The 13,121-nt window shown below is 66.4% G+C and carries 22 protein-coding genes; 6 read left to right on the plus strand and 16 right to left on the minus strand.

What is annotated here, in order from left to right; genetic code table 11:
- Nucleotides 1-155: 155 nt before the first annotated feature.
- The 6 genes from ACTNBK_RS03855 to ACTNBK_RS03880 all read left to right on the plus strand — a co-directional run bounded on the left by ACTNBK_RS03855 (nucleotide 156) and on the right by ACTNBK_RS03880 (nucleotide 4,188).
- Nucleotides 156-500: a PadR family transcriptional regulator gene (locus ACTNBK_RS03855; protein WP_130848475.1), complete on the plus strand. Its 345-nt coding sequence runs from the start codon at nucleotides 156-158 to the stop codon at nucleotides 498-500.
- Between the two features lie 48 nt (nucleotides 501-548).
- Complete coding sequence (locus ACTNBK_RS03860) at nucleotides 549-1,355, plus strand: permease prefix domain 1-containing protein (protein WP_441143774.1); 807 nt, start codon at nucleotides 549-551, stop codon at nucleotides 1,353-1,355.
- Nucleotides 1,352-2,056 carry a DUF5044 domain-containing protein gene (locus tag ACTNBK_RS03865; protein ID WP_441143776.1) on the plus strand — a complete coding sequence of 235 codons (705 nt, stop codon included), beginning with the start codon at nucleotides 1,352-1,354 and terminating at the stop codon, nucleotides 2,054-2,056. The genes ACTNBK_RS03860 and ACTNBK_RS03865 overlap by 4 nt, the downstream gene beginning before the upstream one ends.
- A 13-nt stretch (nucleotides 2,057-2,069) precedes the next feature.
- Nucleotides 2,070-2,855, plus strand: coding sequence for a permease prefix domain 1-containing protein (locus ACTNBK_RS03870; protein ID WP_441143778.1), 786 nt, complete (start codon nucleotides 2,070-2,072; stop codon nucleotides 2,853-2,855).
- Nucleotides 2,852-3,574, plus strand: coding sequence for a hypothetical protein (locus tag ACTNBK_RS03875; RefSeq protein WP_441143780.1), 723 nt, complete (start codon nucleotides 2,852-2,854; stop codon nucleotides 3,572-3,574). The genes ACTNBK_RS03870 and ACTNBK_RS03875 overlap by 4 nt, the downstream gene beginning before the upstream one ends.
- Before the next feature lie 101 nt (nucleotides 3,575-3,675).
- Entirely contained in the window at nucleotides 3,676-4,188 is a 513-nt protein-coding gene (locus ACTNBK_RS03880) for an S-layer homology domain-containing protein (protein WP_441143782.1), read from the plus strand.
- Nucleotides 4,189-4,244: 56 nt separating this feature from the next.
- On the opposite strand, the gene ACTNBK_RS03885 is transcribed toward ACTNBK_RS03880, so the two are convergent.
- From ACTNBK_RS03885 to ACTNBK_RS03960, 16 genes are read right to left on the minus strand one after another with little or no spacing between them, the layout of a single operon-like run.
- Nucleotides 4,245-4,676: a phage holin family protein gene (locus ACTNBK_RS03885; protein ID WP_441143784.1), complete on the minus strand. Its 432-nt coding sequence runs from the start codon at nucleotides 4,674-4,676 to the stop codon at nucleotides 4,245-4,247.
- Nucleotides 4,673-5,131, minus strand: coding sequence for a carbohydrate-binding protein (locus ACTNBK_RS03890; protein WP_441143786.1), 459 nt, complete (start codon nucleotides 5,129-5,131; stop codon nucleotides 4,673-4,675). The genes ACTNBK_RS03885 and ACTNBK_RS03890 overlap by 4 nt, the downstream gene beginning before the upstream one ends.
- Nucleotides 5,132-5,146: 15 nt before the next feature.
- A complete protein-coding gene (locus tag ACTNBK_RS03895; protein ID WP_441143788.1) occupies nucleotides 5,147-5,719 on the minus strand; it encodes a DUF2313 domain-containing protein in 573 nt (190 codons plus the stop codon).
- Nucleotides 5,716-6,771, minus strand: coding sequence for a baseplate J/gp47 family protein (locus ACTNBK_RS03900; protein ID WP_441143790.1), 1,056 nt, complete (start codon nucleotides 6,769-6,771; stop codon nucleotides 5,716-5,718). The genes ACTNBK_RS03895 and ACTNBK_RS03900 overlap by 4 nt, the downstream gene beginning before the upstream one ends.
- A gap of 19 nt (nucleotides 6,772-6,790) precedes the next feature.
- On the minus strand, nucleotides 6,791-7,135 hold the full coding sequence (locus ACTNBK_RS03905) for a hypothetical protein (RefSeq protein WP_441143791.1): 345 nt from the start codon (nucleotides 7,133-7,135) through the stop codon (nucleotides 6,791-6,793).
- Nucleotides 7,136-7,141: 6 nt separating this feature from the next.
- A complete protein-coding gene (locus tag ACTNBK_RS03910; RefSeq protein ID WP_441143793.1) occupies nucleotides 7,142-7,525 on the minus strand; it encodes a hypothetical protein in 384 nt (127 codons plus the stop codon).
- 19 nt (nucleotides 7,526-7,544) lie between these two features.
- A complete protein-coding gene (locus ACTNBK_RS03915) occupies nucleotides 7,545-8,498 on the minus strand; it encodes a hypothetical protein (RefSeq protein ID WP_441143795.1) in 954 nt (317 codons plus the stop codon).
- Nucleotides 8,495-9,052, minus strand: a complete 558-nt coding sequence (locus tag ACTNBK_RS03920; protein WP_441143943.1) for a LysM peptidoglycan-binding domain-containing protein — start codon at nucleotides 9,050-9,052, stop codon at nucleotides 8,495-8,497. The genes ACTNBK_RS03915 and ACTNBK_RS03920 overlap by 4 nt, the downstream gene beginning before the upstream one ends.
- A 30-nt stretch (nucleotides 9,053-9,082) precedes the next feature.
- On the minus strand, nucleotides 9,083-9,823 hold the full coding sequence (locus ACTNBK_RS03925; RefSeq protein WP_441143797.1) for a hypothetical protein: 741 nt from the start codon (nucleotides 9,821-9,823) through the stop codon (nucleotides 9,083-9,085).
- A complete protein-coding gene (locus ACTNBK_RS03930) occupies nucleotides 9,820-10,029 on the minus strand; it encodes a molybdopterin oxidoreductase (protein WP_441143798.1) in 210 nt (69 codons plus the stop codon). The genes ACTNBK_RS03925 and ACTNBK_RS03930 overlap by 4 nt, the downstream gene beginning before the upstream one ends.
- Nucleotides 10,026-10,466 carry a hypothetical protein gene (locus ACTNBK_RS03935; RefSeq protein WP_441143800.1) on the minus strand — a complete coding sequence of 147 codons (441 nt, stop codon included), beginning with the start codon at nucleotides 10,464-10,466 and terminating at the stop codon, nucleotides 10,026-10,028. Before ACTNBK_RS03935 ends, ACTNBK_RS03930 begins: the two co-directional genes overlap by 4 nt.
- On the minus strand, nucleotides 10,463-10,852 hold the full coding sequence (locus ACTNBK_RS03940; RefSeq protein ID WP_441143801.1) for a hypothetical protein: 390 nt from the start codon (nucleotides 10,850-10,852) through the stop codon (nucleotides 10,463-10,465). Before ACTNBK_RS03940 ends, ACTNBK_RS03935 begins: the two co-directional genes overlap by 4 nt.
- 26 nt (nucleotides 10,853-10,878) lie before the next feature.
- Complete coding sequence (locus ACTNBK_RS03945; protein ID WP_441143803.1) at nucleotides 10,879-11,916, minus strand: phage tail sheath subtilisin-like domain-containing protein; 1,038 nt, start codon at nucleotides 11,914-11,916, stop codon at nucleotides 10,879-10,881.
- Nucleotides 11,913-12,422 (minus strand): hypothetical protein, encoded by a 510-nt coding sequence (locus ACTNBK_RS03950; RefSeq protein WP_441143805.1) that lies wholly within the window; start codon nucleotides 12,420-12,422, stop codon nucleotides 11,913-11,915. The genes ACTNBK_RS03945 and ACTNBK_RS03950 overlap by 4 nt, the downstream gene beginning before the upstream one ends.
- Entirely contained in the window at nucleotides 12,412-12,765 is a 354-nt protein-coding gene (locus ACTNBK_RS03955) for a hypothetical protein (RefSeq protein ID WP_441143807.1), read from the minus strand. The genes ACTNBK_RS03950 and ACTNBK_RS03955 overlap by 11 nt, the downstream gene beginning before the upstream one ends.
- Nucleotides 12,765-13,118 (minus strand): hypothetical protein, encoded by a 354-nt coding sequence (locus ACTNBK_RS03960; RefSeq protein ID WP_441143809.1) that lies wholly within the window; start codon nucleotides 13,116-13,118, stop codon nucleotides 12,765-12,767. The genes ACTNBK_RS03955 and ACTNBK_RS03960 overlap by 1 nt, the downstream gene beginning before the upstream one ends.
- Between the last annotated feature and the right edge of the window lie 3 nt (nucleotides 13,119-13,121).

Raw genomic sequence — 13,121 nt, forward strand, 5'->3', positions numbered from 1 at the left:
CCGTAAATGTTTCCTGTTTCTTCATCCCCATACACCACCATTGCGTTGATAGTGTTATTATCCCACATCCGGAGCCTTTATGGTAGTGCGGATTAAATCAGAGATTCCCTAGAAAGCCGAGGTATTTTTGATCTTGACAGAAAGGAGCGACTTCCATGAAGGCGGACAAAAATCTGCTCTCCGGCAGCACCACCCTACTGGTCCTCTCCCTGCTCTCCACTGGCGACAAGTACGGCTATGAGATGATCGCCGAGCTGGATGCCCGGAGCGACCACACCTTCACCCTGAAGGAGGGGACCCTCTACCCCATCCTCCACGGTCTGGAGAAGGAGGGGGCGGTGAAGTCCTACACCAAGGAGGCCGACACCGGCCGGACCCGGAAATACTACCGGATCACCAAAAAGGGCCTGCGGGCTCTAGAGGAACAGAAGAAGGAGTGGGTGGAGTTCTCCGAGAAGGTAAACGCCATCCTGGCGGGCTGCGCCCCCGCCCTGGCCTGATGGACGCCTCTTTTGACCTGCTGCCCGGGACCTGCAAGGAGGTGTTCCATGGACCGCCGACAATTCTGTGATACCGTCACCCGGCAGCTCCGGTGTCGGTGGGAGGCCCCCACCGTCCGGCAGGAGCTCTCCGACCACATCCAGGACCACATGGACGCCCTTCTCTCCGGCGGCATGGGCCGTGAGGAAGCCGAGGAGGCCGCCGTGGCCGCCATGGGCGACCCGGAGACTCTGGGCAGGGCCCTGGACGCCCTCCACTCTCCCTGGCCTTGGCGGATCTCTCTCCTATGCGCCCGGTGCTGCAAGATCGCTCTGGTGCTGGCCGTAGTTCTGACTCTCCAGAACCTGATGACTGAGGACCTGCCCTCCCCTCGGTTCCTCCCCACCGCCACGGCCTCCTCCGTCGCTCAGGACCTGCTCCGGGAGAATTGGGAGGAGGAGGTCCGGGCCGTCGGCACCGTCACCGGCGGCGGCAGGCTGGGTGACTATACCTTCCGCCCCCAGGGGGAGGCCCTTCTGGTCTACCGTCCCGACCATACATACGATGACGGCACCGTCTACCCCAGCGGACTGCGGCTTACCTTCCTGGTCAAGACCACCCACTTCCAGCCCTGGCTGGATGACGTGGACATCCCCTGGTACGCCCTCTCCGCCCGGGACGACCGGGGCAACACCTATGGCCCGGAGGATCTGGGCACCTATTCGGTGTCCACCGGCGGGCGGCTCCTGGGTTATCAGGAGTTCTCCCTCTACGACGGCGACCCGGAGGCCCGACGCTTCACCTTCACCGTGGCCGCCGCCGGGGAGCGGCTGACCTTTACCGTGACTCTGGAGGAAGGAGGTGCGTCCACATGAGACTGTGGGAGCACTGGGAGGACCTGCCCATCCGCCTCCGGGCCGGGCTCTCCGCCCTGTTCCTGGTCCTGGCCCTCCTTCTGCTGTGGTGGCCCTCCGGCTGGGCCTGGCCCACCCGGACCCTGGCCCACCGAGCCCTGGAGCGGGAGCATCTCTTCGGCCGAGGGGAGATCGTGGCGGAGGGGGAGATCACCCGCTCTGAGGAAGCCTCCCCCATGCATCAGCCGGGCACCCACTTTGTCGTGAGTGAGCGGGATGGCCGCTACGCCGTCTCCGTCCTCCGGCCCAAGTGGGGCTTCCTGTGGCGGAGCACCGATGATCTCTTCTGGTCCTATCAGGTCCTCACCCCCACCGAGGAAAAACCTCTTGCCTACGGTTTCCTGGTCAGCGACCCCATCTACACCGTCAATTCCGGCATGGTCGGGACCTCCGGCTGGGAATACCTGTTGCTGGTGGCCTCCGCCGACCCGGACATCGTCCGGGTGGAGGTGACCATGGACCTGGTAAACCGGGACGAGTTGGAACAGGACCCGGACTGGGGCCTCCACCACGGGGTCACCGTGGAGGCGGCGGAGACCGAACCGGGCAGCGGCCTGTGGCTTGCCCCCATCACCTTGGAGGAGACCGGCGGCGGCACCTACATCGTCCTCCGTGGCTACGACGCCGCCGGAGAACTGGTCTATACCTATATCCCCCAGTGAAAGGAGGGTCTCCATGTACCGCCACCAATTCTGTGAGCTCGTCACCGGGCAGCTCCGGTGCAAGTGGGAGGCCCCTGCCGTCTGGCAGGAGCTCTCCGACCACATTCAGGACCACCAGGCCGCCCTCATGGCAGAGGGTATGGGTCGGGACCAGGCGGAGGAGGCCGCCGTGGCCGCCATGGGGGACCCGGAGGAGCTGGGGAAGGCCCTGGATGTCCTTCACTCCCCCTGGCCCTGGCGGATCTACCACGCCGTCCGGGCCGTTGCCATTGCCCTTCTGGTGCTGGCCCTCTGTCTGGGACTTGGCTCCTTTTTCGGGAACGGTGATTCTGTGAACGCCCTTTTGGAGGACCTGGGCTATGCCCTGAAGGAGCGAGATCCCCAGTACATCATGGACCGCTACGTCCTCACCGACAGTGACACCGTCCAAACCACCGGCACCGTCACCGGCGGCGGGGCCATCGGCCCCTACCGCCTCTCCCCCGCCGGGGAGGCCCTCTTCCTGGCCCAGGAGAACGGCGATACCCGGCTGGCCTTCCTGGTCTCCACCTTCCATCCTCAGCCCTGGCTGGAAAGTCTGTACCCGGACGGTCAGCCCTGCTCCGCTGTGGACGATCTGGGCAACCGCTATGGCCCCGACCAGGTCTCCTTTCTGAGCACCGGCGGACGCCTGCGGGACCTCTGCCGGGTCTTTTTGGAGGACCCCGACCCCGCCGCCCGCCGCTTCACCTTCACCTTGGACACCGACCGTGGGAGCATCACCTTTACCGTCGCGCTGGAAGGAGGAGAACACACATGAAACAGTCCCTGCGCCCCCTTCCTGTCCGGGTCCGTCTGGTTCTGAGCCTTATTCTTCTGGTCCTGACCTTCTTCCTGGCCTGGTGGGCCACCGGCTGGGCCTGGCCCACCAGGGAACTGGCCTACCGGGCTCTGGAGACCGCCCACGGCTTCGGTCCCGGGGAGATCGTGGCTCAGGGGGAGGTCACCTTTGAGAAGGGCTACTCCAACCAGAGCGGCGCCGACTTCTCCGCCTGGATGGCGGGTCGCTCCGGCGATTCCTTCGCCTTTTCGGTGCTGGAACAGGCCCCCGGCCCCCTATGGCGGGGGAACGACCCGCCGTACTACTCCTTCCGGGTCCTCACCCCCACCGAGGAAGCCCCGCTGGCCGCCGCCGTGCTGGCTCGGGGAGACGGTCCCTTTGGGAGCCGCCCGGTCGGCACACCCTTTCTTCTTCATTCGGAATATCTGTGGGCCATCTGTGCCCTGGACCCCGCCATCGTCCGGGTGGAGCTGACCATGAACTACACCTACCGCCTGGGGACCGACGTGGATTTCAGCGATCCCATGGAGTCCGCCCCGGTCACCGCCCAGGCCCAGCCCATGGGGTCGGGAGTGTGGCTGGCCCGGGTCCGGCTCCCGGACCCTCTGGAGGGACGCGGCGGCGCTTACTCCGCCAACCACTCCCTCCGGGGCTATGGCGCCGACGGGCGGCTGATTTACGACTCCGGCCTTTCCTGACGGGAGCTTGTATTTCCCATCTGCCCCCGACAGCCTTCCCCTTGACCTCTCTCCCAATAAATGGTATTTTATGGCACACCACTGTGAAAAGAGGGAGTGCCATGCGAATTTCCGCCGCTCTACTGCTGCTGTTCCTCCTGCTGTTTCCCCGGGCCAGGGCCGCCTCTACCCCCGCTGCCGTCACCCGTGGGGAGTTTGTAGTCTTGCTGTGGGAGAGCGCCGGGGCCGTCCCCGGAGATGCCGCCCTGGGCTTTTCCGACGTGCTGAAAGATGACAACTGTTCCACGGCGGTGGGGTGGGCGGCGGAGCGGCGGCTGGTATTGGGCACCGGCGGCGGTCGCTTCGAGCCGGACCGCCCCATCACCCGAGAGGAGGCCGCCGTCCTCCTTCGTCGTTGGGCGGCCCTTCAGGGCCGGGACACCTTTCTCCCCGACGGCGTGGCCGAATGTAACGACTACGTCGACATCTCCCCCTGGGCGGACGACTCCCTGTACTGGGCCACAGACTCGGGCCTGCTGGAGTGGTCCCCGGGAGGACGGCTGGACCCCGGCGGCACCCTGACGCCGTCCGAGGCCATCGATATTTTCCACCGGTTCCGCTATGAACAGGCATAAAAAGAGGTCGTCAGATTCCGAATTGGAAACTGACGACCTCTTTCTACGTTTCGCAATTATTTTTGTCCCTGGTCATTCTGTTCTTTGAGCACATCCAGAGCCTCCCGGAGGAAGGCCGGATAGGGCACCCCCATGAGCCCCAGATTCTCCAGAATGGAGAGTCCCTCGTTGCCGATAAAGAACAGGATGACCGCCGTTCTGGCCCAGTCACCCCCCAGCAGGTGGTCCAGCCGGGCCCCCACCAGCACCAAGGCCAGCTCAGCCCCCTTCTTGCACAGCCCCCGAAAGCCCGCCCGGCTGTCCAGGGCGCCGTCGCTGCTCTTTTCAGATCGCTTGAAGACCCCGGCCACCACCACACCGGAGAGGTAGTCCAACACCATGCAGGCCACCAGGGTCTGTAAGGCGGCATCCCACCCTCCCAGGGCGGCGGAGAGGGCGCTTCCAAACATGGCGGCCACGGCCAACACAGCCTCTTTCAGTCTGTTCACACTTCCACCTCGATCCAGCCCGTCACGTCGGGTGCCCACACATTGCCGTCCATGGTGCTCTCATAGACCTTGCCCTGGTAGAGCACCCGGTCGCCGGTCTTGTAGGCGTCATGGGCGCCGGAAGGCTGCACCCACTCCGGGATGGCGTCCGGCTCCTCCGTGGTTGCCCCCAGGGGGGTGTATAGGGCAGGGGTGGCGTCTATAAGCCAGTCGGCCTGACTGGTGTGGTCCTGGACCACCCGGTAAAGGTTTCCCTGGGCATCGGAGATCCGCTCCCCGGCAGTGTAGGCTGTCCCCGCCGTCCACGCCGGGAAGAGGGCGCCCACCTGGGCGGCCTCCTCATCGGCCAGGACTGCGGCCTGCTGCCTGGCCAGCAGCAGGACAGCCTCCTGCTCCAGGTCGTACCGGTCCTTCTCATAGAGGATCACCCCACGGGCGATCTGCTCTGCTCTCATGTCTCTCGCTCCCTTCTATGTGTCCCGCACCAGCTTTTCCAGTGTCTCCCAGGTGTAGTTTCCGGCCTCAATGTCGCCCCAGGTGCCAAACAGGGCCTCCATCCGCTCCCAGGTGACGTACCAGAAGACATACTCAATCCCCAGATGGCAGGGCAGGATGTCCTCGATGATCTGTTTCAGCTCCTCAAAGCCATCGGGGATGCCGGGCACATCGGGGAAGCGCACCTCCACATAGCCTGGCGTGCCGGTCTCGCTGGCCACGGCGTTGAGGCCGCAGCCGGCCAGGTTGTCGTTGATGGCCGTCAGGGTGAAGCTGTCCCCGCCGATGCGCAACAGGGCAGCCAGGGCCGCCCGCCGCCGTTCCAGTGAATTTGTCACCGGCCGGCGGACCAGCAGGCTCTCCACCGCCTCCAGTCCGGTGTCCTGGGCGGTGGTGAGGAGCATCTCCCGCTCCACCCGGTCCAGCTCGGACCCGCAGCCGTCCAAACCGGCGCCGACGCCGGTGAGCTCTCCGGCGCCGTAGCCCTCCTCCAGGCGATAGACCCCCAGGGGCCGCAGCAAGTCTTTCAGTGCCTCCGCGTAACTCATGCCATCGCCTCCACGGTCAGACCGGACAGCTGGGGCAGCTCATCGGCAGCCACCGCCACGTCTGCCTCAGGTGAGGTCACCCGGTAGTTCTCCACGCCGTCCACGGCGTAGATGAGGTCCCCCAACCTGGCCAACAGCACGTTTTCCCCCAGCCGGTGGCCGTCAAACCAGGTCCTCAGGGCGGACTCCACCGCCGTGCGCACTTGTTCGGCGTCCTTGTTGGCGGCCGCCGCCACCTGGACGGAGACCGTAATCTCTTTCATGGTGGGGGCCCGGACCTGGACCTCCACGGCGATCTCCCGCCGCTCCTCGAAGTAGGCGGTCAGCTCCTCCAGCAGCTCGGCACCAGGCGCACCGGCCGCCGTGGCCACCACCACGTCCACCGTCCCCACGCCCCGGGGCCGGGGGATCACCGTGGCCGCCGCCACTTCCTCAAAGGAGAGCGCCCCCTGCTGATAAAAGGCGGCGTTGGCTCCGTTGGGCATCCGGCGGTAGGTTTCCAGCACCCTGGCGCGTAGGGTCTCGTCGTCCTCCCGGTCGGTGCCTCCGTAAAAGGCCTCCGGGTTGGTGCACCGGCTCACCCCCATCGGAGCCACAGCCATGGTGAGGATGGTCCCCGCCGCCACATTGCCGGCGCTGCCCGGCTCCAGGGCCACCGCCTTGACGTTGGCCTGAGTGGTGCCAGCCCGGAGCACGCCATCCTCCACCGTCTCGAACCGCACCAGTCCCGCCGTCATACACACGGTCCCGGCTGCGATCTGCCGGTCTTGCTCGGCGGCGGTGTCCACGGTAAAGCGCAGGACCCCCTCCGCCGCCGTGGCCTCCCGCCGCTCCAGTCCCCGGAGCTGGGCGTGCATATCCAGGCACGTCCCCTCCGCCGTCTGGGGGAAGCATTGCCGCTCCACCCAGTCACACTGGACATAGAGGGCAAAGACCTGGGCGGCCATGGCGTACATCCGCACTGCCAGGTCGCCGCTTTCCGCCGCCTCGGCTCCGGTGGCATCGGCGTAGGCCGCCATCATCTCATTGTAGATCTCCTCTACGCTCTTCACGACAAACTCCTCCCTCGCCTCAAACGGTTACCTCCGCCGCCAGGTGCACACCGTTCCACTCCATGTCCACCCCTACCCGAAGCCTGCCGGGCTGGCTCTCCTCCACGGTTACCCCGGTGACCTCCACGTCCTCCTCTCGGAGGGCCTCGGCGGCATACTGCCGGGCCAGAGCCTGCCGGTCGCCGGGCTTTTCACGGACCAGCAGGTAGAGCCGACTTCCCAACTCTGGCAGGAAGGGGAAGCTCCCTCGCCGGGCCTGGAGCCGGAAGAGGACCCGCTGGAGAAGATCCTGGGCACCCTCCACGGTCTGGAGTCCCCCCCGCTCGTCGGCCACATAGTCGCCATCTTTGAGCAGCAGCGCCATGGTCCTCTACCCCCCACTTTTCTTTCGTTCAAAGATATCTTCGATGTTGGTTCCGTTGAGCTTCACGATGCCCCGCAGGTCCACCGCCCCGCTGACATCCAAATGGATGCCGCTTCCGATTCCCTGGATCCAGACTTCACCGGGCCGGAGGTCCCCTCCTCCCGGCATGCCCAGTACCCAGGCCTGTTCCCCGTCGGCACCGGATTTGAGCACCAGTACGGTATCGCCCGCAGCAGGCTGCCAGTAATAGCCACCCGGGGTGAGTATGGGCAGGTTCCGCCGCTCTCCGGTGAGACAGACGGCCGGCCGGCCACCCTCCAGGGTGACGATCCCCACCTCAGCCGTCTGTTCCCGGATTTTATCCTTATGATTTTGCTTGGAAAGCCACATCGTCCTTCCCCCCCTCTGTCTAAATAGCCGCGCCAGGTTCCCCCAGGGTGAGGGTGGTGGTCCCTCCGTCGGCGCCAGCGGTCACCCTAGCCTCCAGCACCCGCCAAGTGCCAGTGCAGTCCCAGCCGGGCCGCTCCATCCGCAGCAAGTCCCCGGGCCAGGCGAAAAAGAGCTCCGGCACCGTAACGGTGAGCCGCTGGAACTCCTTGGCCGACTGCCGGAGCTGGAAGTCGCCGCTGTAACGCATGGCCTGATAATTGCTTTTTCCCGGCATGGTCATGACCTGCCGCCGCCGGATCTGTTGGCCTGCAAAGCCGGTGTTTTTGACCTCTTCCACCGCCATCCGGGTCCTGTCCCGGACCCAGATCTCGGAAAGGACTCCATAGCGCCGCACCCTCCAGGCGATGGCGGTGACGGCGGTCTCCCCCTGGAGGACCAGGGTCTCCCCGTCGGAAAAGGGGGCGATGACCAACTGTCCCTGCCGGTCGAAGCGTGGCGTGATGCCGCCGTAGTAACAGGCAAACTGATAGAGGACCTGCCACTCGCTCTGTCCGCTCTGGACGGAGAAGCCGCTCACCACCGGCAGCTCGGATACCCTGCCCACTTGAATGCCGTAGGGCACTACGTGGTCCCGGAGGATGTCCTCTGCCGTGGCAGTGAGATAATCGACAGGCATGGCCTCATTGTCCAACAGCAGGGCGGCTATGCCCCGGCCGCTCACCTCCAGATACCCGCCGGAGCCTTCAATCCGGTGCTCCACCTCGTCCACAATACCCTTAAAGTAGACTGAGCCATCCATCGTCAGGGTGACCGTCACCGCCTTCTCGGCGCCGCTGGCCACATCCGGCTCCCAGGCGCACAGCAGGCGGAAGCTGTCGCAGGGCACTCCGGCGGTATATTCTACCTCCCACTCCAGGGGCTCCGGCAGCAGCAGCACGGTGCCGTCCCAGCAGGAGAGTCTCCACTCCATCATCCCACCGTCACCTGCTCTCCAGGCAGGATCAGGTTGGGGTTTTTGATCTGGGGGTTGAGGGCTATGAGCTCGGTGAGCTCCAGCCCGTAGTCCAGGGCGATGCCCCACAGTGTCTCTCCCGCCGCCACCGTATGGGTCTGTCCGGCGCCTCTGCCGACTGCCGTGGTACCGCTGCCCGCAGCCACGTTTTCCTCCCGCCGGATGGTGGTGTCGGTCTGGGTACTGCTTTCCCAGAAGGTAAAGGAATAGCTCACATAGTCCGCCCTGGGCTCCTGCCGGAGGCTGAGCTCCACGAAGTAGACCTCCGCCGCCTGCCACACCGGGTGGACGAGGGGGCCCGGCCCGGACTGGTAGAATACCGACGCCAGCCGTTTGAACTCCTCGTAGGCCGTGGGCCCCACAAATTCGCCTTCACCCTTCATGACCCGCCGGGTGAGCCCCAGGTCCTGCAGGTGATAGCCGCCGAAGGGCACCTTCTGTGCCGCCATCTTCCGCTCGTAGTCGATGGTGTAGGTCCTGGGGTTGTGGGGCCAGACATAGTTTTTGTAGCGCATGGCCGCCAGTCTCAACGCGGACCACCTCCCTTAGAAAAGTGTGAACCCGCCGTCATAGCGCCGGGCATCCCGCTGGAAGATCCGGTCCAGCTCTGCCGGTGTGGGCCACTTTCCACCCACCGTAGCCGGCTCCCGGATGACCACCGGCCCGGCCTGCTGCAGGACTCGTGCCTGCTCTACGGCCGCTCTGGCACGGCGGGCCGCGGTATAGAGATACTCGCCTCCCTGTACTGCGGCATAGAGGTATCCCTCCCCCTGGGCTGAGGCGGTCCGGCCCGGGCTGTCGGCCGGGTCGGCCTCTGTCCGAAGCCTCATACCGCCCGCCGGCAGCCAGCGCTCCCTCCGGCCGGGCTCCGCCGTCCGGACGTCTCCCGTCCCCGCCGGTGTCCCCTCCTGCCAGGACCATTCCGGCTCGGTCCCCATCCTGCGGTCCGCCTGGGCCAGTGCCATTGTCTGCTCCCGTTTCACCGCCAGAGGGATGGACAGGGACGCCCCCTCCCTGTCCTCCTCCGTCCGGCTGATCCGCCCTTCCGTCTCCGCCTTCAGCATGTCTGCATCGGCAGTCCTGGCGGTGGGCTGGCTGGTATCGGTGCGATCCGTCTCTCCTTCTTCACCGACCTGTACTGCCTCTCCCAGCCGCCTGTTTTCCTCTTCCCAGCTTTTCTCTTTCTCCTGCCATCTGGGCAAGACGTATGCATTCCAGTCCAGGTCCTCCCCCTGGTCCTCTTCCTCCTCCAGTTCCTCCAGCATCCAGGCGAGCCAATCTGTCATGGAATCACCCCCCGCCGCAGCTGTTCAAAGCGCTCCTGGTCGAAGGCGGGGTTCTCGCCCACCTGATCCCCGCCAGTGGGCGCACCACACACGGGGCAGCGCGCCTCCAACGCCCGCTCCCGGCAGGCGGGACACAGCTGGGAGAGAGTCTCCTCGTCATCCAGCAGCAGGTTGACGGCGCACCAGAGGTAGTCGCCGTCGGTCATCTCTCTGACCCGCGCCTCGGTGGGCAGCGCCCCAAACGTCCGGAGCACACGCCACTGAAGGCGCGCGTCAGGCGTGTGCTCCAGGCTTTTTTTAGGCCGTCCACCGCCTCCGGGTCCCGGGGGGAGGGATCGGCCTCCCGGGAGAATTCCGCCCACTGCCGGGCCAGTTGGGCGATCTCCGCCACGGTCAGTCCCCGGAGGACGGCCTCCCCGTCTGGATAGAGGGGTTTTCCCTCCCGCTCCAGGGCCTTTGAGAGCAGGCAGGCGTTGGCGCACAGGGCGGCCTCCCGCCCCGTCTCCTCCATGGCCCGCCCTTCCCGCCGGGCCTCCAGCACCTCCCAGGCGGAGAGGACCCGCAGGGTCAGACCGGGCCGGGCCAGGACCGCCGTCCGCCTGGTGCCGCAGGGCGGGAAGGGGCTCATCTCCTGCCGACTCAAGCGGTGGTCTCCAGCCGCTTGGCGGCCACGATGGTCACCTTTTCCACCACCATGTCGCCCAGGGTACCGGTCTCACCAATGGCGCTCCACTGGCATCCGGAGTAGATGACCCGCCGGTCGGGCTTGCAGATCACCAGGGAAAAGTCCTCCAGGTCGTGGAAGTTGATGCCGTCCCGGATGGCCTCGTCGGTGGCGTAGAGCCGGGTGAGCTCCACCACGTGGTTCTGCTGTCCCGGGATGGTGGCCACGGGCTGATCCTCGCCGAAGGCCTCCACCGTCCGGCTGGTCTTGGTGGTCTTGGCGGTATAGCTCTGAACCACGGCAATCTTTCTGCCGTCGGCCTCCAGGTAGATGTCACTGCTGGTGGGAAAACCAGTCGTATTCATGTGCTTCCTCCTCTCTCATGGGCCGGTCAGACCGTGATGTGGGCGCTCAGCCAGATCTGGTTGAGGCCGTGGGCCACGGTAAAGGAGAACTCCACCAGGCAGACGGTGGGGTCGTCAGCCAGGGCGGAGACGGTAACGGCGTCGTAGCTGGTGATGATCTGCCGGCTGACCTTGTTGTCCAGCTCCACAATGACCTGGGCCCGGATGGCGCCCCGGCTCTGCTCGGTGTTTTTGGCCCGGTTGAACCGGCTGCGCAGACTGTTGCGCACAGTGGGAATCACGTCGTCCACAATGCGGATGGTTGTGAGCTCCCGCCAGGTGATGTCGCTGGCCTCTCCGGTCTTGGTCCGTGAGGTGACTGCCCGGACGACGGAGACCACGCCCCCCACGTTCTCCACGGCGGTGACGCCGCCCCGGACCAGCAGGTCGATCTCGTTGTCGGTGTACCGGGCGACGATGTCCTCCACACCCTTGAGGACGGCGCCGCCCAGGGGAATGGCGGGGTCGCTCTCCCCGGCGATGGCCCCGGCCACGGCGGCGGCCACCCGTGCGCCGTCCCCAGCCTGGGGACTGGGGGCAGTCACCACCACCCGCTCGCTGTTGATGGCCTGGGCACGGGTGACCAGGGCGCTCACGTCCTCTCCCTGGCCGCCGGGCACCACACAGATGCGCTCCTTACGGGCCTGGGAAGCGGCGACCACGCTGTCCCGCAGGGCCTGCTGTACGGTGAGCTCCTCGCTGTCGCACACCACGATGCCCACATCCTCCTCCGCCTCCAGGGCGGCAAAGGCGGCGGCATAGTCCTCAGTGCCCGTCACCGCCACAGCCCGGACGGCGGCGGCGCCGTTGAGGAGGAGGAGCCGCACCAACTCCGTAAGGGCGGTGCCCGCGCCAAAGGCGGTCACCGCCTCCTCCTGTCGGCTGATGGGGACCACCGCCCCCATCTCCTCGCAGGTGCCCACACCCACCAGCCCCACGGTCTTTCCGGCGCCGCTGCCGCTGACGATGGCGGATGCGTCATAGGAGGAATATACCCCCGGCCGCTCATGGTCCGTCATATTCATAAGATCTCTCCCTTCACCACAAAGTCTGTAAAGCTGCCGCTCTCCTGGGCGGCGGCGTAGAGGTAGGCCTGGCAGAGGACCTCCACGGGGCACTTGAGCACGTCCAGGTCCTGGTCGTAGCCCACCTCGCCCCGGGCCAGGGTCCGCACTCGAAGCCCACCGGAGCCGCCGGTGTTCAGGACTCCGGCCAGGGCGTCGAAGCCCTCCTGGCACGCTCCGCCACCACCCTCGCCAGGGGCGTAGAGGTCCAGGCCGAAGACTACCTCCAGCCGCCGGCCGTAGCGCTCCCGCCAGGTGCCGGTGTCGGGGTCCTGCTCCTCCCCCAGGTACTCCCAGAAGGCGCCGGGCTCGGCCTTGCAGGAGCGGATGGAGACCACTGCTGTCACGCCGGTGATCCTGGACCTCTCCTCCTGGGGCCAGGCCTCCATCGCCTTCACCCCCTGTCTGCGCAGGAGGTCTACCATATAGGTCCGCAGGGCGTCCAGCTCAGTCCGCTCACTGCCCATCCTGCTCACCTTCCTCTCTGTCCCGCACTCTGAGCACGGCCCACCAGTGGGAGAGCACCTTGCCCACCCAGATAGGCTGGGCGGCCTGGACCTCATAGTCCACGCCCAGACAGCTCACCCTGTCCCCCATGCTCAGAGGCAGGTCCGGCTCTCCCAGGTAGAGGAACCGGTCCTTTCTGGCCAGCCCCAGGGGGCTGGGCCGCCGCTGCTTCCAGTCCTCCCGGCGGTCCAGAATGGGTTGGAGAAAGGCCCGGCCGGCGACCGGCTCCTGCGCGCCGCCGCCCAGGACGGTGACCGCCTGGCCGTACCGGTCCAGCAGGCCCTGAAGGACGCCCGCTATCATCAGCCCCTCACCCCCCGGAAGCAGAAGCCCCCATCCAGCAGATAGGGTGCCATCAGGCGGCGGGCCCGGCCCCGGAGGACTTCGCCGGATGCCCCCTCTCCGGTCTGGATGGAGAGATTGCCCGCCGAGAAGGCGGTGATGCCGGCGGCGGCGTCACCCGTCCGCAGGTCGGCCAGGGCCAGCCAGGCGGCGGCGAGCACCAGGGCGTCGCCGCAGTCCTGGGCGGTCACCCCGCTCCGGAGCTGTCCCTCCAGCTCCTGCCGGGCGTTTTTGCACAGCACCTCCAGCCGCTGCCGGTCGCTCTCGCTCACATTTCCCAGCACCATGGCCAGGGCAAGGATCTCCTGGTCCACCCT

The organism is Intestinimonas sp. HCP28S3_D6 (genome assembly GCF_052065695.1).
Taxonomy (GTDB): domain Bacteria; phylum Bacillota; class Clostridia; order Oscillospirales; family Oscillospiraceae; genus Intestinimonas.

What these genes read in the sequence shown, in the direction of transcription:
- ACTNBK_RS03940 (WP_441143801.1), bottom strand. Translation starts at nt 10,852, where the DNA reads ATGAATACGACTGGTTTTCCCACCAGCAGTGACATCTACCTGGAGGCC.
- ACTNBK_RS03870 (WP_441143778.1), top strand. Translation starts at nt 2,070, where the DNA reads ATGTACCGCCACCAATTCTGTGAGCTCGTCACCGGGCAGCTCCGGTGC.
- ACTNBK_RS03950 (WP_441143805.1), bottom strand. Translation starts at nt 12,422, where the DNA reads ATGGGCAGTGAGCGGACTGAGCTGGACGCCCTGCGGACCTATATGGTA.
- ACTNBK_RS03930 (WP_441143798.1), bottom strand. Translation starts at nt 10,029, where the DNA reads ATGACCGACGGCGACTACCTCTGGTGCGCCGTCAACCTGCTGCTGGAT.
- ACTNBK_RS03905 (WP_441143791.1), bottom strand. Translation starts at nt 7,135, where the DNA reads ATGGCGCTGCTGCTCAAAGATGGCGACTATGTGGCCGACGAGCGGGGG.
- ACTNBK_RS03895 (WP_441143788.1), bottom strand. Translation starts at nt 5,719, where the DNA reads ATGAGTTACGCGGAGGCACTGAAAGACTTGCTGCGGCCCCTGGGGGTC.
- ACTNBK_RS03875 (WP_441143780.1), top strand. Translation starts at nt 2,852, where the DNA reads ATGAAACAGTCCCTGCGCCCCCTTCCTGTCCGGGTCCGTCTGGTTCTG.
- ACTNBK_RS03890 (WP_441143786.1), bottom strand. Translation starts at nt 5,131, where the DNA reads ATGAGAGCAGAGCAGATCGCCCGTGGGGTGATCCTCTATGAGAAGGAC.
- ACTNBK_RS03855 (WP_130848475.1), top strand. Translation starts at nt 156, where the DNA reads ATGAAGGCGGACAAAAATCTGCTCTCCGGCAGCACCACCCTACTGGTC.
- ACTNBK_RS03915 (WP_441143795.1), bottom strand. Translation starts at nt 8,498, where the DNA reads ATGATGGAGTGGAGACTCTCCTGCTGGGACGGCACCGTGCTGCTGCTG.
- ACTNBK_RS03880 (WP_441143782.1), top strand. Translation starts at nt 3,676, where the DNA reads ATGCGAATTTCCGCCGCTCTACTGCTGCTGTTCCTCCTGCTGTTTCCC.
- ACTNBK_RS03955 (WP_441143807.1), bottom strand. Translation starts at nt 12,765, where the DNA reads ATGATAGCGGGCGTCCTTCAGGGCCTGCTGGACCGGTACGGCCAGGCG.
- ACTNBK_RS03925 (WP_441143797.1), bottom strand. Translation starts at nt 9,823, where the DNA reads ATGACAGATTGGCTCGCCTGGATGCTGGAGGAACTGGAGGAGGAAGAG.
- ACTNBK_RS03865 (WP_441143776.1), top strand. Translation starts at nt 1,352, where the DNA reads ATGAGACTGTGGGAGCACTGGGAGGACCTGCCCATCCGCCTCCGGGCC.
- ACTNBK_RS03945 (WP_441143803.1), bottom strand. Translation starts at nt 11,916, where the DNA reads ATGAATATGACGGACCATGAGCGGCCGGGGGTATATTCCTCCTATGAC.
- ACTNBK_RS03910 (WP_441143793.1), bottom strand. Translation starts at nt 7,525, where the DNA reads ATGTGGCTTTCCAAGCAAAATCATAAGGATAAAATCCGGGAACAGACG.
- ACTNBK_RS03860 (WP_441143774.1), top strand. Translation starts at nt 549, where the DNA reads ATGGACCGCCGACAATTCTGTGATACCGTCACCCGGCAGCTCCGGTGT.
- ACTNBK_RS03920 (WP_441143943.1), bottom strand. Translation starts at nt 9,052, where the DNA reads ATGCGCTACAAAAACTATGTCTGGCCCCACAACCCCAGGACCTACACC.